Source organism: Streptomyces sp. NPDC055189 (assembly GCF_053606765.1).
The window spans coordinates 18,801-43,859 of the sequence record NZ_JBSGSG010000083.1 but is presented as its reverse complement, the minus strand read 5'-3'; the positions used below and the strand labels follow the sequence as shown (position 1 = coordinate 43,859).

The following is a 25,059-nucleotide window of genomic DNA, read 5'->3' as shown; positions in this document are numbered from 1 at the left end:
GTTGATAGGCCAGATCTGGAAGCCCGGTAACGGGTGGAGGTGACTGGTACTAATAGGCCGAGGGCTTGTCCTCAGTTGCTCGCGTCCACTGTGTTAGTTCTGAAACAACGAACAGTTGTGTCGGCTGAACGGCTACACCACTTAATTGAAGAGTGTGCTTGTTCGCTGCCCTGTTTGAGATCCCGCTTTGCGGCGGGATATTTCATAGGGTTTCGGTGGTCATAGCATGAGGGAAACGCCCGGTTACATTCCGAACCCGGAAGCTAAGCCTCATAGCGCCGATGGTACTGCAGGGGGGACCCTGTGGGAGAGTAGGACGCCGCCGAACAATCTTTGGAGGACCCCTGGTCCCAGCGTCCACGCTGGGACCAGGGGTCCTTTTTGTTTTGTCGAAGCGCGCCGGCTACCCGGCTGCGCAAGAATGACTGCGGTACCGAAGACTAGGAGTCCACCGATGTCCACCAACTCTCCCGACGAGCGACCGGAGCGCGACCAGCGCAGCCGGGACGGTGGCGACCGGGGCGGATACCGTGGCGGCGCACCGCGCCGCGACAACGACCGCAGTGGCGGTGGGCGTCCTCCGTTCCGTCGTGACGACCGCTCCACCTCCGGCGGCCCCCGCCGTGACGACCGTGATCGGGGCGCTCCGCGCCGCGACAACGACCGCGGTGGGGAGCGCGGTGGCTTCCGACGTGACGACAACCGTGGTGGCGGAGATCGCGGCGGGTTCCGTCGCGATGACCGTTCGACGTCCGGCGCCCCGCGTCGTGATGACCGCTCCGGCGGCGACCGTCCCCCGTTCCGTCGTGATGACCGGCGTGACGACCGCGGTGGCTTCCGTCGCGACGACAACCGTGGCGGCGGCGGCGGTGGCGGCTTCCGCGGCCGTGATGACCGTTCCGGCGGTGGGCGTCCGCCGTTCCGTCGTGACGACCGCTCCACCTCCGGCGGCCCGCGTCGTGACGACCGGCGTGACGGTGACCGCCCCCAGTTCCGTCGTGATGACCGTTCGACGTCCGGTGCCCCGCGTCGTGATGACCGTTCCGGTGGCGATCGCCCCCCGTTCCGTCGTGATGACCGCAGGGATGACCGGCGTGACGACCGGGGCGGTGACCGTGGTGGGTTCCGTCGCGACGACAACCGTGGCGGTGGTGACCGCGGTGGGTTCCGTCGTGACGACAACCGTGGCGGCGGCGAGCGTCCCGGGTTCCGTCGTGACGGGGACCGTCCGGGGTTCCGCCGTGACGACCGTCGTGATGACGACCGTGGCGGCGGTGACCGTGGTGGGTTCCGCCGTGATGACCGCGGTGGCGACCGGCGTGACGACCGCGGGGGTGACCGTGGCGGCTTCCGTCGCGATGATCGCCGTGACGATCGGCCCCGTGGTGGCGACCGTCCCGCTTTCCAGCGTGATGACCGTCGTGATGACAACCGTGGTGGCGGTGATCGTGGTGGGTTCCGGCGTGACGATCGCGGTGGCGACCGGCGTGACGACCGGGGCGGTGACCGCGGTGGCTTCCGTCGCGATGACAACCGGGGCGGTGACCGTCGTGACGACCGCGGTGGTGACCGCGGCGGGTTCCGTCGCGATGACAACCGCGGTGGCGGTTACCGCGGTGGGCGCGATGACCGTGGGCCGCGGCGTGACGACCGCGGTGGGCGGCCCGGCGGGTTCCGCGGGCGCGACGACAGGCGTGACGGCGACCGTGGTGGCTACCGCGGGCGCGACGACCGTGACCGCGAGCCCATCAAGCGGCTGCCGATCCCCGACGACGTCACGGGGCACGAGATCGACAAGGACGTACAGCAGGAGCTGCAGAGCCTTCCCAAGGGGCTCGCTGAGGACGTCGCCAGGAACCTGGTGATGGTCGCCAACCTCATCGACGAGGACCCCGAGCAGGCCTACGCGTACTCGAAGATCGCGCTGCGGCTCGCCTCGCGCGTCGCCGCCGTACGGGAGGCCGCGGGCTTCGCCGCGTACGCGACCCAGAACTACAACGAGGCGCTCGGCGAGTTCCGGGCCGCCCGGCGGATGACCGGCAGCGTCGAGCTCTGGCCCGTCATGGCGGACTGCGAGCGCGGTCTCGGCCGGCCCGAGAAGGCGCTGGACATGGCCGGTGCGCCCGAGGTGCAGAAGCTGGACAAGCCGGGGCAGGTCGAGATGCGTCTCGTCGCCGCAGGTGCGCGTCAGGATCTGGGGCAGACCGATGCCGCCATCGTCACGCTGCAGGGTCCCGAGCTGGCGTCGAACTCCGTTCAGCCGTGGACCGCGCGGCTGCGGTACGCGTACGCCGACGCGCTGCTCGCCGCGGGCCGTGAGGACGAGGCGCGCGAGTGGTTCGCGAAGGTCATCGAGTCCGACAAGGACGGCAGCACCGACGCGTCGGACCGTCTCGCCGAGCTGGACGGTGTCGAGTTCGTCGACGCCCTCCAGAACGACGCGCAGGCACCGGTCGTGGAGGCCCCGGTCGCGGAGGCCCCGGTCGCGGAGGCGGCTCCCGCAGCGCCTGCCTCGCAGCCCGATGTCGTCTTCGTCGCCCCCGTCCATGAAGACGAGGACGAGGGCGTGGAGGAGTACTACGACGAGGACGACTTCGAGCTGGACGATGACGGTGACAGTGATGACGGTGGCAGTGACGCCGATGGTGACGAGGGCCGCAAGGGCTGAGCGCTGAGCTAGTCGCACGGCAATGGGCAGGACCCCCTCCGGGGTCCTGCCCATTGCCGTGCGTGCGGAGTATTCAGAAGACGGATTCAGATCAGAGGTCCAGGCCGCGCAGGACCAGGCCCGATGCCGGCTTGGGGCCGAAGGACGTGGACTTGCGGGGCATCGTGACTCCCTGGCGGGCCAGGTCGCGTACGACCTCTTCGCGGACCGGGTGCATGAGGACGGCCGTGCCGCCGTCGCGTTCCGCCTTCTCCACGGTCGCCGCGGTGTCGTGGATGTACGCGATGTGCTCCGGGGCGTCCGGGATCTGCCATATGTGGTCCAGGAGCGTGGAGTGCAGGACCGTCGCGTCCAGGGTCTGCCAGGCCTCGGGGTGGTCGTTGGGGATCGTACGGGCGAGGAGGTCCGGGGAGGGGCGGTCGATGAGGTGGAAGGCGCCGTCGCCCGCGAGGAGGAAGGCGTTGCTTTCGGTTGCGGCCCCGGCCAGGGCGTCGAGGGCGTGCTGCAAGGGGCCCTCGACGGTGCGTACGCGGAAGGAGTCGGCGAGGGCCGAGAGGGCGTCGTGGACCGGGAGCCGGTGCAGGTAGCGGTGGATGGAGCGGACCCGGAGGGGGTAGCGCGCGGTGTCCACCAGGAGCACCAGGCCGTGGTCCCACGGGCTGGGCGACGGGTGTTCGGAGCGCAGCCTGAGGTAGGTCGCCCAGCGGTGGTGCCCGTCCGCGATCAGGGCTTGGTGGCGGGCGAGATCTGACTGGATCTCGGCGAGGTCGGCGGGGTCGGTGACCGCCCAAAGGCGGTGACTGAAGCCGTCCTCCGTGGTCGTCGACAGGAGGGGCTCGGTCAGCGCGGTGCGTTCGATGACGGCCGTCGCACCCGTGGTGGCTCCGTTGGAGCGGTAGGTCAGGAGCAGCGGTTCGAGGTTGGCGCTCGTCGCGCGCATCAGGCCCGCCCGGTCCTCCACGACGTGGGACATGACGCCTTCGTGGGGCAGGACGATGCCTTCCTCCGCCTCGGAGAGGCGCAGGGTGCCGATGACGCCGCGCTGCAGGATGTCGGCGTCGCGCTGCTCGTAGACGTAGAAGCCGGGCTCCGGGTCGGGCGCGAGGATGCCCTTGGAGAGCCAAGCGTGCAGGGTCCCGGCTGCCTGTTCGTTGCGGGCCGCCGGTGTGGTGGCCTGGGGGAGGATCAGCCGGACGATGTTGTGCGGGTCCGCGGACTCCAGGTGGAGCAGGCCGTCGGGCCGTACGACCACGTCGTACGGAGGGGACGTCACCGCGGCAAGGCTGCCGACCCGTTCGGGGACGTAACGCACGCCTCGGAACGGGTTCAGGTCGAGGCCCTGGTCGTCGGTATGACCCGCTGTGTTCATTGCTGCATCGTATGTGTGTCAGTGGCATGAGCGATGATCGGGGGAGTGGGATCGATCGAGGAGCGATGCGTAATGAGCCAGACCGTCAGGACACGGCCCGAAGGCAGCCGGAATGTGCTGAGCGAGGCGTATGACACGGCGCTGCTCGACCTGGACGGGGTGGTGTACGCGGGCGGGCAGGCGATCGCGCACGCCGTCGAATCGCTCGGGAAGGCGCGCACCGGCGGCATGCATCTCGCGTACGTGACGAACAACGCGCTGCGCACGCCGGACGCCGTGGCCGGGCATCTGTCGGAGCTCGGCATTCCCACCGGGGCGGCCGACGTCATCACCTCCGCGCAGGCGGCGGCTCGCCTCGTGAGCGAGCAAGTCCCCGCGGGCGCGAAGGTGCTTGTGATCGGCGGGGAGGGGCTGCGGGTCGCGCTGCGGGAGCGGGGTCTTGAGCCGGTCGATTCGGCGGACGACGGGCCGGTGGCGGTCGTGCAGGGGTACGGCGGTCCCGACATGGCGTGGGGACGGTTCGCCGAGGCCTGTTACGCGATCGCGCGCGGGGTGCCGTGGTTCGCGTCCAACACGGACCTGACGATTCCCAGTGCGCGGGGCATCGCGCCCGGCAATGGCGCGGCCGTCGAGGTCGTACGCATCGCGACGGGTGCGGAGCCGCAGGTGGCGGGCAAGCCGCTGCCTCCGATGCACCGCGAGACGATTTTGCGCACCGGCGCCGAGCGTCCGCTGGTCGTGGGGGACCGGCTCGACACGGACATCGAGGGCGCGTTCAACGGCGAGGTGGACTCGCTGCTCGTCCTGACGGGGGTCACGGACGGCGCCCAGCTGCTCGCGGCCCCGCCCGAGCACCGGCCCACGTACGTGGACGCGGATCTGCGCGGCATGCTGACCGGCCAGCCCGAAGTGACCCCGGAAGAGGGCGGCTTCGGCTGCGGCGGGTGGACGGCGTCCGCGCGGGGGCACGAGCTGGTGCTCGACGGCGAGGGCGACGCCATGGACGGGCTGCGGGCGCTGTGCGCTGCGGCGTGGACTGAGGCGGGGGACGGGAAGTGCGCGCTGGACGGGGAGAAGGCGTTGACGCGGCTGGGGCTTTAGCCGGAGCCGGGCCGCCGGCCGCAGTCGACCGATGGTCTCGCTGGGCTGACGGCCACGCTCGGCTGGCGGTCTGGCTCGGCTGGCGGTCTCGCTCAGCCGGCGGCTGCGGGCGCCTGATCGTCGTGCTCTACCGGCCGTCACGCCGTCGGGTTGCCTGCCCGCTCGCCCCGCCCGCTCGGTGAAGGTGCGGGCACGGGTGGGCGGGGCTTCGGGCGGGGCTTCGGGCGGGACCTCGGGCGGGGGAGGAGTCAGGCCGTTTCGTTGCGGTCTATCAGTTCGTCCGTGGTGGTGCCCCTGCGCCAGTAGCCGGAGAAGCAGATGCGCTTGCGGTCGAATTCGCGGTCGCGGACCAGGTGGCGGCGGACCGTCTTGACCGTCGCGGACTCGCCCGCGACCCAGGAGTACGGGGTGCCCGTGGGCAGCTCCGCGGCCTCGATCGCCGCCGGTGTGCCGCCTTCCGCCGTGAGCCAGACGATCTCGGCGTCGGCCTTCGTCGGCAGCTCCTGCTTGTCCGCCAGGTCGTGGACCTCGATCCAGACGCGGGTCGGCGTGGCGGGCGGGAGCGTCTCCAGGATGGCCGCCACCGCCGGGAGCGCCGACTCGTCGGCGGCAAGGAGCAGCCAGTCGGTGTCCTGCGGCGGCCTGAACTCGTACGCGCCGTTCTCCTCCTCGACCGGGGCGAGCACGCCGATCCGGTCGCCGGGCCCGGCGTTCCGCGCCCAGCTGGTGGCCGGGCCGTCAGAGGGCGAGGGGGCCGGGCCGTGGACCGCGAAGTCGACGATCAGCTCGTCCGGGTCGCGGCGCAGTTCACGCGTGGTGTAGGTGCGCATGATGCCCCGGACGTCGGGGTCGAGGGCGCACCAGTCGGCGTACCAGTTGGCCGCGTCGCCCGTCGTGTCCGGCATGACGGGGGCGTCCTGGCCCGGATGCGGCAGGAACACCTTGATGCGCTGGTCACGGCCTGCCGAGGCCATCCGCTCCAGGCCGTCTCCGCCGAGCGCGACGCGGATCATGGCCGGGGTGACGTACTCGGTGCGCAGCACGTGGAGATCGAAGAAGTGGTACGGGGACGCAGTCATCAGGTGAGCCTCTTCGACTTCTCGATGGCGGTGGCGAGCTGTTCGAGCACGGGGGCGTAACCGGCGTAGCTGTAGCGCTCCTCCATGGACCAGGGCACGGTCTGGCCGGCCTTGACGGCGGGGAGCAGCTTCCAGGTGGGTTTCTTCGCGAGTTCCTTGGGCGGCAGCGCGCTCGAACGGTTGTCGATCATGATGAGGTCGGCGTGGTGCTTGTCGGCGTTCTCCCAGCTGAGGAACTCCCAGAAGCCCCATTCGTCGCTCTTCTTGCCTTCGACGAACTCGACGCCGAGGTCCTTGAAGTAGTTGAGGTCGCAGTAGGAGTCCGGCACGGCGACGTAGAACTGGTCGGCGTCGCCGGTCATCGCCAGGACCTTCAGGCCGCCCTTGGCCTTCGCGTCCTTCGCCGCCTTGCGCAGCCTGCGTTCGGCCTTGTCGAAGCGGGCCTTGGCGGCCCGTACCTTCTCCGTCCCGAGGTCCCCGCCGAGCGACTCGGCGAGCTCGGTGTAGCGCTTCAGCGGGTCCAGGAGCGAGGTGCGGGCGCCCTTGATGCCGACGGTGGGGGCAAGCGACTCGATCTTCTTGGCGCCTTCCTCGGGGATGAACCAGAGGGCGGGCGGCGGGAACATGTTGCTGATCAGGAGGTCGGGCTCCAGGCCCGCGTACTTCTCGATGTTGAACTGGCCCCAGGACTCGCCCAGGCTCGTCAGTTTGCCGACATCGAGATCGCCGGCCTGCGGGTTGGGCTTGCCGTCCACCGGCTTGGAGGGGCCGAAGATTCCGGTGCATTCGACGCCGTAGTCGTGCAGGGCGGCGGCCGTGCTGACGAAGGCGACGATCTTCTTCGGGGTGTGGGGCACCTTGGCGGTCTTGCCGCGGTCGTCCTTGAAACTCCACGCCGAGTCGCTGCCTGACGACTTTGCATCGCCGTCGCCGGAGCCGCATGCTGTCAGGAGTCCGCCCGCGCCGAGCGCGACGCTCGCGCCCAGAAAGCCACGTCGGGTCAGAGCGGGAGATATCGGGCGACGGGCGCGCATAGGTGGGGCTTCTCTCGTCGAAGTGAAGTGCGAGGGTAGGCTAACCTAACCTGGTGTTGGTCGACAGTCCCCCCGAAGCCAGCGCGGAGACCACACCCGCGCCACCCAAACGCCGCGCGATACGCAGCGCCGGGCTCCTCGTCTCGCTCTGCGTGCTGCTGCTCGTCGTCGTCGCGAGCATCGCGGTCGGCGCCAAACAGATGCCCCTGGACCAGGTCTGGCACGGGCTCTTCCACGACACCGGGACGTACGGCGATGTCGTCGTCGGAGAGCGGCTCTCGCGGACGATGATGGGCGTGCTCGTCGGGGTGGCCCTCGGCCTCGCCGGAGCCGTCCTGCAGGCGCTGACCCGCAACCCGCTGGCCGACCCCGGACTCCTCGGCATCAACCTCGGTGCCTCTGCGGCCGTCGTCACCGCCATCAGCTTCTTCGGCGTCACCTCGCTGAGCGGCTACGTGTGGTTCGCGTTCTTCGGAGCTGCCGTGGTCGGCGCCGCCGTCTACGCCCTCGGCGGCACCCGCAACGCGACGCCCGTACGGCTCGCGCTCGCCGGAACCGCACTGAGCGCCGCGCTCTACGGCTATCTGCAGGCCGTGATGATCACGGACAACGCCGCGCTCAACAAGATGCGCTTCTGGACGGTCGGCTCCCTGGCATCGGCCAAGAACGAGACCATCCTGCAGGTCCTGCCCTTCCTCGTGATCGGCATCGTGCTCGCCCTCGGCCTCGCCCGGCCGCTCAACGCCATGGCGATGGGCGACGACACCGCCCGCGCGCTGGGCGCTCACCTCAACCGCACCCGCGCCCTGTCCATGGCCGCCGCGACCCTGCTCTGCGGGGCCGCGACCGCGGCCTGCGGGCCCATCATGTTCGTCGGCCTGATGGTGCCGCACGTGGTGCGCTCGTTCACCGGGCCCGACATGCGCTGGATCCTGCCGTACGCGGCGATCCTCTCGCCGGTGCTGCTTCTCGGCGCCGACGTGGTCGGGCGTATCGTCGCGCGGCCCGCCGAGCTCCAGGTCGGCATCATCACCGCGTTGATCGGCGCCCCGGTCTTCATCTTTCTCGTACGACGGCGGAGGCTGGCTCAGCTGTGAAGGCGATACGCACCCGGGGCGGGCTCAGCTTCCGCCTCGACGTCCGCACGGCCGTGGTCGTCGCCGTGCTCATCGTGGCCGCGCTCGCTGCGAGCGTCGTCCTGATCGGCACCGGCGACTTCTACATCCCCACCGCCGACGTCATCCGCACCCTGCTCGGCAACGGAGACGCCGGGCAGGAGTTCATCATCAACGACCTGCGCCTCCCGAGGGTCCTCGTCGGCCTCCTCGTGGGGGCCGCGCTCGGGCTCGGCGGCGCGATCTTCCAGTCCATCTCGCGCAACCCGCTGGGCAGCCCGGACATCCTCGGCCTCGGCCAGGGGTCCACCGCCGGCGCGCTCATCATGATCGTCCTCTTCCAGGGCACCGCGGTGCAGGTCGCGGGCGGTGCGCTCGTGGGCGGTCTGGTGACCGGCTTCGCGATCTATGTGCTCGCCTGGAAGCGGGGCGTGCACGGCTTCCGGTTCGTCCTGGTCGGCATCGGCGTCTCCGCCTTCGTCACCGCCGTCAACGGCTATTTGCTCACCAAGGCGGACCTTGTCGACGCGGCGCGTGCCGTCGTCTGGATGACCGGCTCCCTCAACGGCCGGGACTGGGACCAGGTCTGGCCGCTGCTCGTCCTCTGCGCGATCCTCGTACCGCTCGTCATGACGTACGCCAGGCCGCTGCGGATGCTGGAGATGGGCGACGACGTCGGATACGCGCTCGGCGTGCCCGTCGAGCGCACCCGCATCGTCCTGATGGGCTCGGCCGTGCTCCTCACCGCGGCCGCCACCGCGGCGGCGGGCCCCGTCAGCTTCGTCGCGCTCACCGCGCCGCAGCTGGCCAGGCGGCTCACCCGCTCGCCGGGACCGAATTTGCTGCCCGCGATGTTCATGGGCGCCACCCTGCTCATCGTCGCGGACTGGGCCTCGCAGCGGGCCTTCGGCGCCGACCAGTTGCCCGTCGGCGTGGTCACGGGCGTGCTCGGCGGCATCTATCTGCTGTGGCTCCTCGTCATCGAACGCAAGGCGGGGCGGATATGAAGAAGCCCACGGACCCCCGTACCTCTGAGAGCACCGACAGGCAGGAGCGTGCCGCAGTGAACCGGCTCATCGCGGACGACGTGACCCTCGGCTATGACCAGCGCGTCATCGCGGAGAAGTTGTCCGTCGAGATACCCGACAACTCCTTCACGGTGATCGTCGGTCCGAACGCCTGCGGCAAGTCCACCCTGCTGCGCGCCCTGTCCCGGATGCTCAAGCCCTCGGCGGGCCGCGTCCTGCTCGACGGCAACGTCATCCAGTCGATGCCCGCGAAGAAGGTCGCCCGCACCCTCGGCCTGCTCCCGCAGTCGTCCATCGCGCCCGACGGGATCACCGTGGGCGACCTGGTGGCGCGCGGGCGCTATCCGCACCAGGGGCTGCTCCGGCAGTGGTCGGCGGACGACGAGCGGATCGTCGGCGAGTCGATGGCGTCGACCGGTGTCGCCGAGTTGGCCGATCGCTATGTCGACGAACTCTCGGGCGGTCAGCGCCAGCGCGTCTGGATCGCGATGGCACTCGCCCAGCAGACCCCGCTCCTTCTCCTGGACGAGCCGACGACGTTCCTCGACATCCAGCACCAGATCGACGTGCTCGACCTCTGCGCCGACCTCCACGAGGAGCAGGGCCGCACGCTGGTCGCCGTCCTGCACGACCTCAACCACGCGGCCCGGTACGCCACCCACCTCATCGCCCTGCGCGACGGCCAGGTCGTCGCCGAGGGCGCGCCGTCCGACATCGTCACGACGGAGCTCGTGCGGGACACCTTCGGGATGGAGTGCCAGATCATCGACGACCCGGAGACCGGGACGCCGCTGGTGGTGCCTGCCGCCCGGCGGGTGCGTACGAAGGCGGCGGCTGGAGCAGCCGGGGCCGAGGCAGCCGGGGCTAAAGCAGCGACCTGAGGCGGAGCATGTCGCGCAGGCCCGCCTCCAGCTTGACCCGGCCGGAGGCCCAGGCCTTCGCGAAGTTCAGCTCGCCGTCCACCATCGCCACCAGATCGTCGCCGGACATGGTGAGCCGGATCTCGGCCTTCTCGCGAGGAGGGCCGGGGTGCGTGTCGAGCACCGTGATCCGGCCGTTCTCCAGGCGGCCCGTGAAGGTCACGTCAAGATCGGTGATGTGGCAGCTGAGCGAGCGGTTGAGCGCGGCAGCGCTGCGTACGCCGCCTTGGGCGCCCGCCAGGTTGTCGCTGAGTTTGTCGAGCGCCGTGCGGCACTCTTCGATCGTCGCCATCGTGATCGACGGTACCGCAGCGCTTCGGGGTAGCGTCTGGGCATGAGCGACTCGATGCCGGGCCCGGGGCCTGAGCCGGTGGAGCCGGCGCCCGCCGAAGAGCAGGCGCAGGCGTACGACCCGGTAGGGCCCGCGCCCCTCGGGGTGGAGCGTGTCCCGACCGGAGATGTCCAGGTCGACGGCCTGCTCCAGCGTCTCGGCGATGCCGACCACCTCGCCACGGACGGCCACATCGAGGTGTACGAGGATGTACACCGGGGACTGCGTGACGCGCTGACCGCGCTCGACGCACGCCCCGGACCGCAGGCGCCTTCACCCATGGGGACGCCCGCGGCTTCGTCCCCGCACCCGACCCCGTACAACAGGAGCTGAACAGAACGTGGCAGGAGTGGCACGCCGCCGCCTCGACGCCGAACTGGTGCGCCGGAAGCTGGCGCGCTCGCGCGAGCACGCCAGCCAGCTGATCGCCGCGGGCCGTGTGACCGTGGACAAGAACACCGCGACCAAGCCCGCGACGCAGGTGGAGACCGCCGCCGCCATCGTGGTCGCGACCGACGACGACGATCCCGACTATGTGTCGCGCGGCGGCCACAAGCTGGCGGGCGCGTTCGCCGCGTTCGGGCCGCAGGGCCTGGTCGTCGAGGGGCGGCGCGCGCTCGACGCGGGCGCGTCCACCGGAGGCTTCACCGATGTGCTGCTGCGCGCCGGTGCCTCGGGTGTCGTCGCCGTGGACGTCGGGTACGGCCAGCTCGCCTGGTCGCTGCAGAGCGACGACCGGGTCACGGTCAAGGACCGCACCAACGTACGCGAGTTGACGCTCGACCTGATCGACGGCACCCCTGTCGATCTGATCGTCGGCGACCTTTCGTTCATCCCGCTCGGCCTGGTCCTACCCGCCCTCGTGCGGTGCGCGGCCCCCGACGCGGACCTGGTCCTGATGGTCAAGCCGCAGTTCGAGGTCGGCAAGGAGCGCCTGGGCAGCGGCGGCGTGGTGCGCAGCACGCAGCTGCGGGCCGATGCCGTACGCGGTGTGGCGCGCCAGGCGTGGGGGCTCGGGCTCGGTGTGCGTGGCGTGACTGCGAGCCCGCTGCCCGGACCTTCCGGAAATGTCGAGTACTTTCTGTGGCTGCGTGCCGGGGCGCCCGAACTCGACCCGGCGGACGTTGACCGTGCCGTGGCGGAGGGGCCCCGTTGACTCAGACCCGAGTGACCCAGACCCGAGCTCGTACCGTTTTCCTGCTCGCGCACACCGGACGGCCTGCCGCCATCCGCAGTGCCGAACTCGTCGTCCAGGGACTGCTGCGCAGCGGTATCGGCGTACGCGTCCTGGAGGCGGAGGCGGCCGATCTGCCGCTGCCGCCCGAGGTCGGCACCGTGAAGGAGGCCACCCCCCAGTGCCTCGACGGCTGTGAGCTGCTCGTGGTGCTCGGCGGCGACGGCACGCTGCTGCGCGGCGCCGAGTTCGCCCGGGCCTCCGGGGTACCGATGCTCGGGGTGAACCTGGGGCGCGTCGGCTTCCTCGCCGAGGCCGAGCGCGACGACCTCGACAAGGTCGTCGACCGGGTGGTCACCAAGGCGTACGAGGTCGAGGAGCGGATGACCATCGACGTCGTCGTGCACAGCAACGGCGACGTCGTGCACCGCGACTGGGCGCTCAACGAAGCGGCCGTGCAGAAGATGTCGGCCGAGCGGATGCTGGAAGTCGTCCTGGAGATCGACGGACGTCCGGTCACCGGCTTCGGCTGCGACGGCATCGTCTGCGCGACGCCGACCGGCTCCACCGCGTACGCCTTCTCCGCGGGCGGGCCCGTGGTGTGGCCGGAGGTGGAGGCGCTCCTGATGGTGCCGATCAGCGCCCACGCGCTGTTCGCCAAGCCCCTGGTGACCTCGCCGGACTCGGTGCTCGCCGTCGAGGTCCAGCCGCATACCCCGCACGGGGTGCTGTGGTGCGACGGGCGGCGGACCGTGGAGCTGCCGCCGGGGGCGCGGGTCGAGGTGCGCAGGGGTGGGGTGCCGGTGCGGCTTGCGCGGCTGCATCACGCTTCTTTCACCGATCGGCTTGTCGCCAAGTTCGCCTTGCCGGTGTCGGGGTGGCGCGGGGCACCTCACTAGCGTTCGGCTTGAGCGGGGGTGCGGTCCGAGCGGGCCGGGCTGCTTGAACGCTGCGGGTCCGTGGGGGCTGGGCGCGCAGTTCCCCGCGCCCCTGACGGGGCCGCAGCCCCTGCCGTTGTTCGGGCGCCGCTACGTCGAGCAGACCACTGAGATTGCCCTCTTTCGCATCACCGACGCCACCGGCAGGCCCGTCGCCAGGAGTGTCAGGAGCAGCGTGCCCGTCGCGATCCCCGTCGGGACCGTCCACGGGAGGTACGGGACCGATGAGCCGAAGGCCGTGCTGAGGATGGGGGCCAGCGTGCCGAGTGCTATCGCTGCGCCAAGCAGCAGTGCCGTCCCCGCCACGACCACGGCTTCCCAGGCGGCCATGGCCCGCACCTGGGCCCGTTGGCTGCCGACCACGCGCAGCAGGGCGACGTCGCGGCGGCGCTCGAAGGAGATCATGGCGAGGGTGTTCGTCGCGGCGATCGCGGCGAAGCCCGCGTAGAGCCCCGTGCCCACGTAGTCGAGCCAGACCTCGCCCGTGCTGCCCGCCGAACCCGTGTGATGCCGCGCCGTGGTGTGTATGCCGATCTTGGTCAGGCCGAAGCCCACGACCAGGACGAGCGGTACCACCGCGGCGGAGAAGCGGCGGGGCTGCGAGCGCACGTTCAGCATCGCCAGACGCGCGCTGCCGCCGAACCGGCCCACGAGCGCGGAGACCAGCCAGGCCGCGGGCCCGATGATCCGCGGCCCGAGCAGCCCCGCGCCGACGCAGAAGAGGATCAGGACGAGGAACGCCCCCTCGCCCGCCTCGTCCGCCGGCTGCTTCGACAGCAGCACGGAGACCGCGCAGGCCCCCACGACCGCGATCACGCCGAGCGGCGCCCTGAGCATGCCCAGCCCCCGCCGCCCGGTCGCCGCCTCGCTCAGGGCGCGGGCCGGGCGGAGCAGCGAGAACCGCAGCGCCGAGAGGAGGGCGGCGAGCGTCGTCGTCACCACCGCCACGCCCAGGCACACCGGCAGGGCGACCCAGCCGAACCGGAAGCCCGCCTCGGAAGGCAGCAGCCCGTGCGAGACCATGCCCGCGTGCCACCACCGGGCGACGAAGCCGCCCAGGACGAAGCCCGCGAGCGCTGCCGGGATCGACGCGGTGAGGGCCTGGACGGCCACCGCGCGGCGGATCTGGCGGGGCCTGGCGCCGATGGAGCGCACCAGGGCCAGCTCGCGGTGCTGCTGGGTGACGGCCGTGCCCATGGTCGACGCGACCACGAATATCGACATGTAGATCGAACCGATCAGCAGGACGAGCGCCATGTCGCCGACGCCGTTCGCCGTGATCTGCCTGCGGGCCCGCGCGGAGAGTCCGTCCGTGCCCGTCGCGCCGAGCATCATCGTCGAGGCGCTCACCACGGTCGCCGCGAAGAGCGCCGCCACCGCCGTGCCCACGAATGCCGGGCGATGCGCTCGCAGCGCCGCCCGTGCCAGTCCCGTTCCCATACCGATCATGGTGGGGCCCTTGGTCACCCGTGCACCAGGAGGCTGTCAGGAAGATCGTGCGGGGGTAATCCCCACCCCGGGAAACCCCACCCCCGCGGGTGACAGCGTCCGTTCGGTCCGCCTTTGCCACCAGCGTCTTCGTGCCCGGGAGGGGGAAGGAGGCCAGGGCCCGTCGCACACCAGGCCCATGACCTCGTAAGGTCGTGTCCGTGTTGGAGGAGATGCGGATACGGTCGCTCGGAGTCATCGACGACGCGGTGGTCGAGCTGTCGCCGGGATTCACCGCGGTGACCGGCGAGACCGGTGCGGGCAAGACGATGGTGGTCACCAGCCTTGGCCTGCTGCTCGGCGGACGCGCGGATCCCGCTTTGGTGCGGATCGGCGCGAAGGCGGCAGTGGTGGAGGGGCGCATCACCGTGCCCGCGGGCGCCTCGGCCGCCGTGCGTGCGGAGGAAGCGGGTGCCGAACTCGACGACGGAGCGCTGCTGATCAGCCGTACCGTCTCGGCGGAGGGGAGATCCCGGGCGCATCTGGGCGGTCGGTCGGTCCCGGTGGGTCTCCTTGCCGAACTCGCCGACGACCTCGTGGCGGTGCACGGACAGACGGACCAGCAGGGCCTGCTCAAGCCGGCCCGGCAGCGCGGGGCGCTCGACCGGTACGCGGGCGACGCGGTCACCGTGCCGCTGGCCAAGTACACGGCGGCGTACCGCAGGCTGCGGGCCGTGACGACCGAGGTCGACGAGATCACCACGCGCGGGCGTGAGCGGGCCCAGGAGGCCGATCTGCTGCGCTTCGGCCTCGAAGAGGTCGCGGCCGTCGAGCCGCGCGAGGGCGAGGACACCGAACTGGCCGCCGAGGCCGAGCGGCTCGGCCACGCGGAGGCACTCGCCTCCGCCGCCACGGCCGCGCACGCCGCGCTCGCGGGCATCCCCGAGGACCCGGAGGGGGTCGACGCCACGACGCTCGTGGCGGGCGCCCACCGGGCTCTGGAGGCCGTGCGCTCCCACGACCCCGCCCTGGCCGGGCTCGCCGAGCGGATCGGCGAGATCGGGATCCTGCTCGGCGATGTGGCGGGGGAACTCGCCGGGTACGCCGACGACCTCGACGCCGATCCGCTGCGCCTCGCGGCGGTGGAGGAGCGGCGGGCCGCGCTGACCCAGCTGACCCGGAAGTACGGGGCCGACATCGACTCCGTGCTCGCCTGGGCCCAGGAGGGGGCCGCGCGGCTCACCGAACTCGAGGGTGACGACGACCGTCTGGAGGAGCTGACCGCCGAGCGTGACGCGCTCCGGAGCGAACTTGCCGGGCTCGCGCAGGCGTTGACCGACGCGCGTCAGGAGGCGGCGTCGCGGTTCGCGGCGGCCGTCACCGAGGAGCTGGCCTCGCTCGCGATGCCGCACGCGCGCGTGACGATCGACATCACCGCCACGGAGGTGCCGGAGGGCGCGGACGGTGTGCCGGTCGACGGACGCCTCGTCGCGTACGGCCCGGCCGGTGTGGACGAGGTGGAGCTCCTCCTCGCCCCGCATCCGGGTGCCCCGCCGCGGCCGATCGCCAAGGGTGCGTCCGGTGGTGAGCTGTCGCGCGTGATGCTGGCCGTCGAGGTCGTCTTCGCGGGTACGGACCCGGTTCCCACGTACCTCTTCGACGAGGTCGACGCGGGCGTCGGCGGCAAGGCCGCGGTCGAGATCGGCCGTAGGCTCGCCAGGCTCGCCAAGGCGGCGCAGGTCGTGGTCGTGACGCACCTGCCGCAGGTCGCGGCGTTCGCCGACCGGCAGCTGCTTGTCGAGAAGACGAACGACGGGTCCGTGACGCGGTCCGGGGTGCTCGTGCTCGAAGGGGAGGACCGGGTGCGGGAGTTGTCCCGGATGCTGGCCGGGCAGGAGGACTCGGAGACCGCGCGGGCGCATGCGGAGGAGTTGCTGGCGACGGCTCGGGGAGACGGGTAGCGGGCGGGGGCGCCTTTTGCGGGCGGGGGCGCCTAAGGGGGTGCCTTCGAGGGGGCGGCTTGCTGCGTACTGTCATCACCGGCTCCGCCGAGTTCGTCCTCAAACGCCGGACGGGCTGCCCCGTAGCCTGACCTGCATGGTCAACCGCAAGCCTGCCCGACGCCCTACCGCCCTGTTCGCCGCAGCCGCCGTCACCCGCGCGGCCACCGCTGCCTTGCGTTCGCGTGCCCCGGGCGGGCCAGGACGCTGGGAGCGGAAGAACTACGCGGGGCGGACGGTGGAGTTGTACGCCGGGCCCGCCGCCGCTCTCGGTGCTGCGGCGGGTGCCGTGGCGCTGCCGGTCAGGGCCCGTGGCGCCTTCGCGCTCGCCGTGCTCGGCGCGGGGGCCTGCGGGGCGTACGACGACGTGGCGGGCGAGGGCGATCCGCGCCGGGGCTTCCGCGCGCACCTGGGGGCCCTGAGGGGCGGTGAAGTGACCAGTGGGGCCGTGAAGTTGTTCGGGATCTCCGCGGCGGGCCTCGCCGCGGGTGCGCTGCTCAAGGAGCGGCCTGTGGACAAGGTCCTTGCGGGCGTCGTGATCGCGGGCTCGGCGCACTTCGTCAACCTCGTGGACGTACGCCCGGGGAGGGCGGCCGGAGCTGTGGTGGCGCTGGCCGCGCCGGGGTTGTTGCGCGGGGGCGCCGCCGGGGTTCTCTCCGCCGCCTCCGTGGGGGCCGCGGGGGCCGTCCTTCCGGAGGATGTGGGGGAGCGGGCCATGATCGGTGATGCGGGGGCGCATGCGTTGGGCGCGGGGCTCGGGGGCGCGATCGTTGCGGGCAACGGGCGGGTGGGGCTGGTCGCTCATGCGGCGGCGCTTGTGGTGGCGGCTGTATGGGGCGAGCGGCGTTCTGCTCCGGGGCTGCACTGCCCTGCGGGCGGCTGACTTCGCGGGTGCGTCTGCCTGCGGCGGTGCGTTGGCGGGTGCGGGTTCTTTTGGGTTGCTCGCGCAGTTCCCCGCGCCCCTTACGGGGCTCTCGTCTGCGGGGCTCTCGCGCCGTTCACCCGCGCCCCTTACGGGGCCCTCGTCGCGTTATGTTCTCTTTCCGGAGATGCGGGGCGATCAGGGTATCCGCGGCGTTGAAACCACTTTGTCATCACCCATGTGGGTGAACCGGGTCAGTGAGTTGTCCGTCGTGACACGGAAGAGGCCTTTCAGTGGTGCCGGAACGTCCGTGCGGGCTGGCATCCTTGGCGCATCCCCCGACGCCGAACCCAGGAGCCCCGGCTACGTGAGCCACGTGAGCAGCCAGTCGCCGCACGGCCAGCCCCCGCTGCACACCGTGCAAGTACTGGGCGGTGGCAGCGCGGGAAGCAGCGCCCACGTCAGGTCGCTCGCCGCGGGCCTCGCCGCGCGGGGCGTGCGGGTCACGGTCTGCGCCCCCAGTGAGGCGGCAGGCGCCTACGACCTGACGGGCACCGGCGCCCGGCACGTCCACGTACCCCGCAGCAGCGACCCCGCCTCCGTCGCTTCCTTGCGCATGGCCTGCGCCGACGCCGACCTCGTGCACGCGCACGGACTGCATGCCGCACTCCGCGCCGCCCTCGCGCTCACCGGCCGCCGTATCCCCCTGGTCGTCACCTGGCACACCCGCGCGCACGCGGAAGGGGCCCGCGCCCGCCTCCTGCACCTTCTGGAGCGGCGCGTCGCCAAGGCCGCCGCCGTGGTCCTCGGCACCTCGTCCGACCTCGTCGACCGTGCCCGCAGCAGGGGCGCGCGAGACGCCCGCCTCGCCCCCGTCACGTTCCCCGCGCCGCGCGCGGCGGCCGACGGGGCCGAGGAAGCCGAAGGGCTGCGACACAAGGCCCGCGCCGAGATCGGCGCCGTCGACCGGCCGCTGGTCGTCACGGTCGGCACGCTCGACCGGCAGCGGGGCTACGACGTCCTCCTGGAGGCCGCACGCGCGTGGCGCCATCTCGACCCCCTGCCGCTCCTCGTCATCGCGGGCGAAGGGCCCGAGCGGGGTGCCCTGCAGCGTCGTATCGAGGGCGAAGGCCTGCCGGCCCGGCTCGTCGGGCGGCGCGACGACATCCCCGACATGCTCGCCGCGGCCGACCTCGTGGTGCTGCCCAGCAGTTGGGAGTCGCGCTCCGTGCTCGCCCAGGAGGCACTGCACGCGCGCGTGCCGCTCGTCGCGACCGCTGTCGGCGGCATCCCCGAACTGGTCGGCGACGCCGCCGTACTCGTCCCGTACGGCGACGCCGGGGCCCTGGCCACCGCGGTCGCCCGCCTCCTCGCCGACCCCGATCTCAGGGAGCGGCTCAAGGACAAGGGAACGGCCCAGGCCGCGACATGGCCGACCGAGGACGAGACGGTCGCGCAAGTGCTCAGTGTCTACGACGAGTTGACGCAGCCGCTGACCCTGTAGCCGGCACGCGGCTGCCGCCTGCCCCTACGCCACGTGTCTGCGCGCCCGCAGCGCCAGGCTCAGCGCGAGCACCGTCTGCGGGTCGTCCAGGTCCGTGCCCAGGAGTTCGCTGATCCTGGCGAGGCGGTTGTAGAGCGTCTGACGGTTCAGGTGCAGTTCGCGCGCCGTCTCCGCCTTGCGTCCCGCATGGGCCAGATACGTCTGCAGGGTGGGAAGCAGCGGCGGCTTCGAACGCTGGTCGTGGGCCCGCAGCGGGCCGATCGCGCGGTCCACGAACGCCGCGAGCGCCGAATCGTCGTAGTTGTGCAGACGCCAGAGCAGCAGGTCGATGTCCAGGCGCCGCGCGTCGTACCAGGGGCGGTCCGACAGGCCCTGCGCGGCCGTCGCCGTCTCCGCCGCGTGCCGCAGCCCCGCCGAGGCCGCCGCCCAGCCGCCCGCGACGCCGACCACCACGACCGGCGGCAGCGCCCCGGCCCGCTGCATCCCCGCCCGCTCGACGCCCGCCCGCAGCGCGGTGGCGACCCGGTCGGCCACCGCGGTGCGTTCGGATTCGGAGCGCAGCCCGAGGAGCAGCGGGACGCGCCCCTCGACCGGACGTACGCCGAGCAGCACCGGCACGCCGACCGCCGCGAGCTCCTCCGCCACCGCCCGCGCGAGCACGGCCCAGCCCCCGCCGGGCGGAAGGCCGTCCGCGAGCCGCATCACGACCGGCAGCAGGGGACTCTCGCCGGGCTTGAAGCCGAGCACCCGCGCCTGGGCGGGCGCGTCGTCGGGCTGGATCCGTCCCTCGGCCAGATCGGTCAGGAAGTCACCACGGCCGCGTGCGGCGAGCTCCTCCTCCTGCCGGGCCTGCATCAGGACCACCGCGAGCGAGCCCGCGGCCCGCTCCGCCGCGATCCGGTGCACCGGAAGCAGCGCCGACTCCACGGCGAGCAGCACAAGGCGGGCACGCACCGAGCCCGAGCCGGGACCGCCGCCCGGCACGTCCACGAGCAGCGCGCCCGCGGGCGGCCCGTCCTTGTGCTGGCCCCGCAGCCCCTCCCACACCTGCAAAGGGTCGGCGCACTCGGTGCCCGCCCCGGCGGCGTACAGGAGCTGCCCGTCCGCCGTCTCCAGGAACACCGGGTTGCCGCTGAAGTCCGCGAGAACGTTCAGGACCTGGGGTACGCCGCCCCCGCCGAGCAGCGCCTCCGTGCAGCGCCGGTGGACCTCCTCGGCGCGCTGGAGCAGCGCGTAATGGCCGTTGACGATCTCGGTGTGGACCTCCTCCGTGACCGTCACGAAGGGCACCTCGCGGTGCAGCTGCACCAGCGGAAGGCCCGCCGAGCGCGCCGTCTCCACTATCGCCGCGGGCAGGCGCGTGAAGCGCGGGCCCAGTTCGACGACGAGGGCCGCGATGCCGCGCTCGGCGAGCTTCCGTACGAAGACACGCTGCTCGGCGGGGCGTGCGCCAAGGCCCAGGCCCGTGGTCAGGAGCAGTTCGCCGCCCTTGAGGAGCGAGGCGATGTTCGGCACCTCGCCCGCGTGCACCCACCGCACCGTGCGCTGCAGCCGTTCCGCGCCGGCGACCACCTCGGGGAGCCCGCCGCGCAGACCCGGAAGTTCCAGGGCCCGCTGCACGGTGATCCCGCCCTGTGTGCCCTGCGTGCCCTGACTTTCCATGGGGCGGACGCTACCTGGGCATACGCCTCGGGAACATCTCCGATCGGTTACGGGAGTGATCTGTTCCGCCCGAACATGAAAACGGACGGCGACGGGCAACCCGTCGCCGTCCGGACTCGGACCAGAGGGCCGGGCTAGCCGCCGTACGCCCCGCTGGCCGTGAGCCGCAGTGCCGTGTCGATCAGCGGCACGTGGCTGAACGCCTGCGGGAAGTTGCCGACCTGGCGCTGCAGGCGCGGATCCCACTCCTCGGCGAGCAGCCCCAGGTCGTTGCGCAGGGCGAGCAGCTTCTCGAAGAGCTTGCGGGCCTCGTCGACGCGGCCGATCATCGCCAGGTCGTCCGCCATCCAGAACGAACAGGCCAGGAAGGCACCTTCGTCACCTTCGAGCCCGTCCACGCCCGCGTCGTCGCCCGTGGTGGGGTAGCGCAGGATGAAGCCGTCCGGCGTCGAGAGCTCCCGCTGGATCGCCTCGATCGTGCCGATCACGCGCTTGTCGTCGGGCGGCAGGAAGCCCATCTGCGGGATGAGCAGCAGCGAGGCGTCCAGCTCCTTGGAGCCGTACGACTGCGTGAACGTGTTGCGCTCCTTGTCGTAGCCCTTCTCGCAGACGTCCCGGTGGATGTCGTCGCGCAGCTCGCGCCACTTCTCCAGGGGGCCGTCCGCGTCGCCGGACTCGATGAGCTTGATCGTGCGGTCGACGGCGACCCAGCACATCACCTTGGAGTGCACGAAGTGGCGGCGCGGGCCGCGCACCTCCCAGATGCCCTCGTCCGGCTGGTCCCAGTTCGTCTCCAGGTACCGGATCAGCTTGAGCTGGAGCAGCGAGGCGTAGTCGCTGCGGGCCAGGCCCGTCATGTGCGCCAGGTGCAGGGCCTCGGTGACCTCGCCGTACACGTCGAGCTGGAGCTGGTGCGCGGCGCCGTTGCCGGCCCGGACCGGGGTCGAACCCTCGTATCCCGGCAGCCAGTCGAGCTCGGCCTCGCCGAGCTCGCGCTCGCCCGCGATGCCGTACATGATCTGCAGGTTCTCGGGGTCGCCTGCCACCGCCCGAAGGAGCCACTCGCGCCAGGCGCGGGCCTCCTCGCGGTATCCGGTGCGCAGGAGCGAGGAGAGCGTGATGGCGGCGTCACGCAGCCAGGTGTAGCGGTAGTCCCAGTTCCGGGAGCCGCCGATGTCCTCGGGCAGCGAGGTCGTGGGCGCCGCGACGATGCCGCCCGTGGGGGCGTACGTCAGGGCCTTCAGCGTGATCAGCGAGCGGACCACGGCCTCGCGGTAGGGGCCGTGGTACGTGCAGTGGTCCACCCACTCGCGCCAGAAGTCCTGCGTGGCCACGAGGGCGTTCTCGGGCTCGGCGGGCGCGGGCGGCTCCTTGTGCGAGGGCTGCCACGAGATGGTGAACGCGATGCGTTCACCGGGCGAGACCGTGAAGTCCGCGTATGTCGTGAGGTCCTTGCCGAAGGTCTCGGCCGACGTGTCGAGCCACACCGAGTCGGGTCCGGCGACGGCCACCGTGCGCCCGTCGACCTTGTGCACCCAGGGCACCACGCGGCCGTAACTGAAACGCATCCGCAGGGCGGAGTGCATCGGCACCCGGCCGCTGACGCCCTCGACGATCCGCACCAGCTGGGGGGCGTCCGTGTCGCGCGGCGGCATGAAATCGGTCACGCGGACCGTGCCGCGCGGGGTGTCCCACTCGGATTCCAGGATCAGCGAGTCGCCGCGGTACGTGCGCCGCGCGGCGGTCGGCGGTGGTGCGTCGGGGCTGTGTGCGGGCCCAAGGCGCCAGAATCCGTGCTCCTCCGTGCCGAGCAATCCGGCGAAGATGGCGTGCGAGTCGAAGCGGGGCAGGCACAGCCAGTCGACTGTGCCGTCCCGGCAGACCAGGGCAGCGGTCTGCATGTCTCCGATGAGTGCGTAATCCTCGATGCGCCCGGCCACGTGCATCTCCCAGTCAAACGGCCACGTCGCCCTCTCGGGGGCGCTCGCTCTACGGTCAAGGGTTCGCTGTAAAACGAACTGCGCGAGCCTTGTGTTCCGGGAGAACGGTCGGGGGTGGTGCCGTTGATTCGGTCGGCTCGGCAGCGAGTGTCCGAGCAGGATACGACGCACCTCGGCGATCTGCTTGCCGCTCCCGGCAACGGGGCTGCGCCGAACGGGTGAGCACCTGGTGAGGAAGGTGTGACGTGGGTGGCCGAGCGTGGCCGGAAGCAGCCTCCCTTCGTCGCTGATACCCTGGTAGCCCGTGAGCCGGTGGTCATAGAACCCCCGAACCGCAGCGACGGCACCTCCTCCAGACCCCTTGGACGACGCCGGTACGCACCCTCCAGACCGCGACCACGGGAGCCCCCTCTTGGCCATGCAGCCCAAATCCACGACGACCAAGCACATCTTCGTCACCGGGGGTGTCGCCTCTTCCCTCGGCAAGGGTCTGACTGCCTCCAGCCTCGGCGCGCTGCTCAAAGCGCGGGGCCTCCGGGTCACCATGCAGAAGCTCGACCCGTACCTGAACGTCGACCCCGGCACGATGAACCCCTTCCAGCACGGCGAGGTGTTCGTCACGAACGACGGCGCCGAGACCGACCTGGACATCGGCCACTACGAGCGCTTCCTCGACGTCGACCTCGACGGCACGGCCAACGTCACCACCGGCCAGGTCTACTCGCAGGTCATCGCCAAGGAGCGGCGCGGCGAGTACCTCGGCGACACCGTCCAGGTCATCCCGCACATCACCAACGAGATCAAGCACCGCATCCGGCGCATGGCGACCGAGGACGTCGACGTCGTCATCACCGAGGTCGGCGGCACGGTCGGCGACATCGAGTCCCTGCCGTTCCTGGAGACCGTCCGCCAGGTCCGCCACGAGGTCGGCCGCGACAACGTCTTCGTCGTGCACATCTCGCTGCTTCCCTACATCGGCCCGTCCGGTGAGCTGAAGACCAAGCCGACCCAGCACTCGGTCGCGGCCCTGCGCAACATCGGTATCCAGCCGGACGCCATCGTGCTGCGTGCCGACCGCGACGTGCCGACCGCCATCAAGCGCAAGATCTCGCTGATGTGCGACGTGGACGAGGACGCGGTCGTCGCCTGTGTCGACGCCAAGTCGATCTACGACATCCCCAAGGTCCTGCACACCGAGGGCCTGGACGCCTACGTGGTCCGCAAGCTGGACCTGCCGTTCCGCGACGTGAACTGGACCCAGTGGGAGGACCTCCTGGACCGGGTGCACAACCCGGACCACGAGGTCACGATCGCGCTGGTCGGCAAGTACATCGACCTGCCCGACGCCTACCTCTCGGTGACCGAGGCGCTGCGCGCGGGCGGCTTCGCCAACCGCGCCCGCGTCAAGGTCAAGTGGGTCACCTCCGACGACTGCAAGACCGCCGCGGGCGCCGCCAAGCAGCTCGGCGACGTCGACGCGATCTGCATCCCCGGCGGCTTCGGCGACCGCGGCGTGACCGGCAAGGTCGGCGCCATCACCTTCGCCCGCGAGAACAAGATCCCGCTGCTCGGCCTCTGCCTGGGCCTGCAGTGCATCGTGATCGAGGCCGCCCGCAACCTCGCGGACATCCCCGACGCCAACTCCACGGAGTTCGACGCCGCCACCGCCCACCCGGTCATCTCGACCATGGCGGAGCAGCTGGACATCGTCGCCGGCGAGGGCGACATGGGCGGCACGATGCGCCTGGGCATGTACCCCGCCAAGCTCGCCGAGGGCTCCATCGCCCGTGAGGTGTACGACGGCAAGGAGTACGTCGAGGAGCGCCACCGTCACCGCTACGAGGTGAACAACTCCTACCGCGCCGAGCTGGAGAAGAAGGCCGGCATCCTCTTCTCCGGCACGTCCCCGGACGGCAAGCTCGTCGAGTACGTCGAGTACCCGCGCGAGGTCCACCCCTACCTGGTCGCCACCCAGGCGCACCCGGAGCTGCGCTCGCGCCCGACCCGCCCGCACCCGCTCTTCGCGGGTCTGGTGAAGGCCGCCGTGGAGTGCCAGACGGGTAAGTAACACAAGAGCGATACGGTTGCCGGGGTACGAGCCTTATGGGGCGCGTGCCCCGGTTTCTGTTTGCACGTGTGGGAGGACAGGGCGACATGACGATCAAGGACACCGCCGAGGAGTGGCAGGTCACGGCCACGCAGACGCCCTTCGTGGGGAACAAGACCTCCGTCCGGACGGACGACGTGGTCATGCCCGACGGAACCGTCGTCCACCGTGACTACCAGGTGCACCCCGGATCGGTCGCCGTCCTCGCCCTGGACGACGCGGGCCGCGTCCTGGTCCTGCGCCAGTACCGCCACCCCGTGCGCCACAAGCTCTGGGAGATCCCGGCCGGTCTTCTCGACATCCCCGGCGAGAACCCCCTGCACGCCGCCCAGCGCGAGCTCTACGAAGAGGCGCACGTCAAGGCCGAGAACTGGCGTGTCCTCACCGACGTCTACACCACGCCCGGCGGCTGCGACGAGGCCGTGCGCATCTTCCTCGCCCGCGATCTCTCCGAGGCCGAGGGCGAGCGCTTCGAAGTCTCCGAGGAGGAGGCCGACATGGAGCTGGCGCGGGTACCGCTCGAAGAGCTCGTACGCGGGGTGCTCGCCGGTGAGCTGCACAACAACTGCCTGGTGGTGGGCGCCCTTTCGCTGACCGCCGCGCTCGGCGGCGACGGCGTGGACGCGCTGCGCCCGGCCGACGCGCCCTGGCCCGCGCGCCCCTTCGAGGCCTGAGGGAGCTCGCAGGGGGCCATTGGAGCTCTCCGGTACGACGATCTACTGATCCGATCGGGGGACTTGTGCGCGCCGCTCGTCGGGGGAGCGACCAGGGCCTGAACTAGGCTCTGGAAGCGTCCCGA

Annotated in this window: 20 protein-coding genes, 1 rRNA gene and 1 pseudogene; 15 read left to right on the top strand and 7 right to left on the bottom strand. The window is 71.4% G+C overall.

Annotated features, from left to right (window positions below; translation table 11 throughout):
• The first annotated feature begins 211 nt into the window (after nt 1–211).
• The 3 genes and pseudogenes from rrf (at nt 212) to ACWFR3_RS37600 (ending at nt 2,668) form a co-directional block, all read left to right on the top strand.
• Nucleotides 212–328, top strand: a 5S ribosomal RNA gene (gene rrf, locus ACWFR3_RS37610).
• A gap of 783 nt (nt 329–1,111) precedes the next feature.
• Nucleotides 1,112–1,732: pseudogene (locus tag ACWFR3_RS37605) on the top strand (hypothetical protein); the annotation flags it as partial.
• A gap of 132 nt (nt 1,733–1,864) precedes the next feature.
• Nucleotides 1,865–2,668 (top strand): hypothetical protein, encoded by an 804-nt coding sequence (locus ACWFR3_RS37600; RefSeq protein WP_453739196.1) that lies wholly within the window; start codon nt 1,865–1,867, stop codon nt 2,666–2,668.
• A gap of 91 nt (nt 2,669–2,759) precedes the next feature.
• Here the strand turns inward: ACWFR3_RS37600 and ACWFR3_RS37595 are convergent, their stop codons facing one another.
• Nucleotides 2,760–4,037 carry a DUF1015 family protein gene (locus tag ACWFR3_RS37595; RefSeq protein ID WP_453739193.1) on the bottom strand — a complete coding sequence of 426 codons (1,278 nt, stop codon included), beginning with the start codon at nt 4,035–4,037 and terminating at the stop codon, nt 2,760–2,762.
• Nucleotides 4,038–4,109: 72 nt separating this feature from the next.
• Between ACWFR3_RS37595 and ACWFR3_RS37590 the strand changes: the two genes are divergently transcribed.
• Complete coding sequence (locus ACWFR3_RS37590) at nt 4,110–5,138, top strand: HAD hydrolase-like protein (RefSeq protein ID WP_453739192.1); 1,029 nt, start codon at nt 4,110–4,112, stop codon at nt 5,136–5,138.
• A 248-nt stretch (nt 5,139–5,386) separates the two neighbouring features.
• Here ACWFR3_RS37590 and ACWFR3_RS37585 read toward each other — a convergent pair whose 3' ends face one another.
• Both ACWFR3_RS37585 and ACWFR3_RS37580 read right to left on the bottom strand, forming a co-directional pair.
• Nucleotides 5,387–6,217, bottom strand: a complete 831-nt coding sequence (locus ACWFR3_RS37585; RefSeq protein WP_453739191.1) for a siderophore-interacting protein — start codon at nt 6,215–6,217, stop codon at nt 5,387–5,389.
• A complete protein-coding gene (locus ACWFR3_RS37580; protein WP_453739190.1) occupies nt 6,217–7,251 on the bottom strand; it encodes an ABC transporter substrate-binding protein in 1,035 nt (344 codons plus the stop codon). Before ACWFR3_RS37580 ends, ACWFR3_RS37585 begins: the two co-directional genes overlap by 1 nt.
• 53 nt (nt 7,252–7,304) lie before the next feature.
• On the opposite strand from ACWFR3_RS37580, the gene ACWFR3_RS37575 reads away from it, so the two are divergent.
• The 3 genes from ACWFR3_RS37575 to ACWFR3_RS37565 are packed head-to-tail and all read left to right on the top strand — an operon-like array spanning nt 7,305 to nt 10,275.
• Nucleotides 7,305–8,348, top strand: a complete 1,044-nt coding sequence (locus ACWFR3_RS37575; RefSeq protein WP_453739189.1) for a FecCD family ABC transporter permease — start codon at nt 7,305–7,307, stop codon at nt 8,346–8,348.
• Nucleotides 8,345–9,373, top strand: coding sequence for a FecCD family ABC transporter permease (locus ACWFR3_RS37570; protein ID WP_453739188.1), 1,029 nt, complete (start codon nt 8,345–8,347; stop codon nt 9,371–9,373). Before ACWFR3_RS37575 ends, ACWFR3_RS37570 begins: the two co-directional genes overlap by 4 nt.
• Nucleotides 9,370–10,275: an ABC transporter ATP-binding protein gene (locus ACWFR3_RS37565; protein WP_453739187.1), complete on the top strand. Its 906-nt coding sequence runs from the start codon at nt 9,370–9,372 to the stop codon at nt 10,273–10,275. The genes ACWFR3_RS37570 and ACWFR3_RS37565 overlap by 4 nt, the downstream gene beginning before the upstream one ends.
• On the opposite strand, the gene ACWFR3_RS37560 is transcribed toward ACWFR3_RS37565, so the two are convergent.
• Nucleotides 10,259–10,606 carry an alkyl sulfatase C-terminal domain-containing protein gene (locus ACWFR3_RS37560; RefSeq protein WP_453739186.1) on the bottom strand — a complete coding sequence of 116 codons (348 nt, stop codon included), beginning with the start codon at nt 10,604–10,606 and terminating at the stop codon, nt 10,259–10,261. The genes ACWFR3_RS37565 and ACWFR3_RS37560 overlap by 17 nt on opposite strands.
• Before the next feature lie 42 nt (nt 10,607–10,648).
• On the opposite strand from ACWFR3_RS37560, the gene ACWFR3_RS37555 reads away from it, so the two are divergent.
• The 3 genes from ACWFR3_RS37555 to ACWFR3_RS37545 are packed head-to-tail and all read left to right on the top strand — an operon-like array spanning nt 10,649 to nt 12,718.
• Nucleotides 10,649–10,978, top strand: a complete 330-nt coding sequence (locus tag ACWFR3_RS37555; RefSeq protein WP_453739185.1) for a hypothetical protein — start codon at nt 10,649–10,651, stop codon at nt 10,976–10,978.
• A gap of 7 nt (nt 10,979–10,985) precedes the next feature.
• On the top strand, nt 10,986–11,801 hold the full coding sequence (locus ACWFR3_RS37550; RefSeq protein ID WP_453739184.1) for a TlyA family RNA methyltransferase: 816 nt from the start codon (nt 10,986–10,988) through the stop codon (nt 11,799–11,801).
• 11 nt (nt 11,802–11,812) lie between these two features.
• Nucleotides 11,813–12,718 (top strand): NAD kinase, encoded by a 906-nt coding sequence (locus ACWFR3_RS37545; RefSeq protein ID WP_365859883.1) that lies wholly within the window; start codon nt 11,813–11,815, stop codon nt 12,716–12,718.
• 129 nt (nt 12,719–12,847) lie between these two features.
• Here the strand turns inward: ACWFR3_RS37545 and ACWFR3_RS37540 are convergent, their stop codons facing one another.
• Nucleotides 12,848–14,197, bottom strand: a complete 1,350-nt coding sequence (locus tag ACWFR3_RS37540; protein ID WP_453739183.1) for an FtsX-like permease family protein — start codon at nt 14,195–14,197, stop codon at nt 12,848–12,850.
• Nucleotides 14,198–14,418: 221 nt separating this feature from the next.
• Between ACWFR3_RS37540 and recN the strand changes: the two genes are divergently transcribed.
• The 3 genes from recN to ACWFR3_RS37525 all read left to right on the top strand — a co-directional run bounded on the left by recN (nt 14,419) and on the right by ACWFR3_RS37525 (nt 18,551).
• The gene (gene recN / locus ACWFR3_RS37535; RefSeq protein WP_453739195.1) at nt 14,419–16,146 is read left to right on the top strand and encodes a DNA repair protein RecN; all 1,728 of its coding nucleotides are present in this window, start codon (nt 14,419–14,421) and stop codon (nt 16,144–16,146) included.
• Nucleotides 16,147–16,282: 136 nt separating this feature from the next.
• A complete protein-coding gene (locus ACWFR3_RS37530; RefSeq protein ID WP_453739182.1) occupies nt 16,283–17,068 on the top strand; it encodes a hypothetical protein in 786 nt (261 codons plus the stop codon).
• A gap of 346 nt (nt 17,069–17,414) precedes the next feature.
• Complete coding sequence (locus ACWFR3_RS37525) at nt 17,415–18,551, top strand: glycosyltransferase family 4 protein (RefSeq protein WP_453739181.1); 1,137 nt, start codon at nt 17,415–17,417, stop codon at nt 18,549–18,551.
• Between the two features lie 24 nt (nt 18,552–18,575).
• On the opposite strand, the gene ACWFR3_RS37520 is transcribed toward ACWFR3_RS37525, so the two are convergent.
• On the bottom strand, nt 18,576–20,213 hold the full coding sequence (locus ACWFR3_RS37520) for a PucR family transcriptional regulator (protein WP_453739180.1): 1,638 nt from the start codon (nt 20,211–20,213) through the stop codon (nt 18,576–18,578).
• A 134-nt stretch (nt 20,214–20,347) separates the two neighbouring features.
• Entirely contained in the window at nt 20,348–22,159 is a 1,812-nt protein-coding gene (locus ACWFR3_RS37515; RefSeq protein ID WP_453739179.1) for a glycoside hydrolase family 15 protein, read from the bottom strand.
• A gap of 412 nt (nt 22,160–22,571) precedes the next feature.
• On the opposite strand from ACWFR3_RS37515, the gene ACWFR3_RS37510 reads away from it, so the two are divergent.
• Both ACWFR3_RS37510 and ACWFR3_RS37505 read left to right on the top strand, forming a co-directional pair.
• Nucleotides 22,572–24,221, top strand: coding sequence for a CTP synthase (locus ACWFR3_RS37510; RefSeq protein WP_453739178.1), 1,650 nt, complete (start codon nt 22,572–22,574; stop codon nt 24,219–24,221).
• 86 nt (nt 24,222–24,307) lie between these two features.
• Complete coding sequence (locus tag ACWFR3_RS37505; protein ID WP_453739177.1) at nt 24,308–24,934, top strand: NUDIX domain-containing protein; 627 nt, start codon at nt 24,308–24,310, stop codon at nt 24,932–24,934.
• Nucleotides 24,935–25,059: the final 125 nt, after the last annotated feature.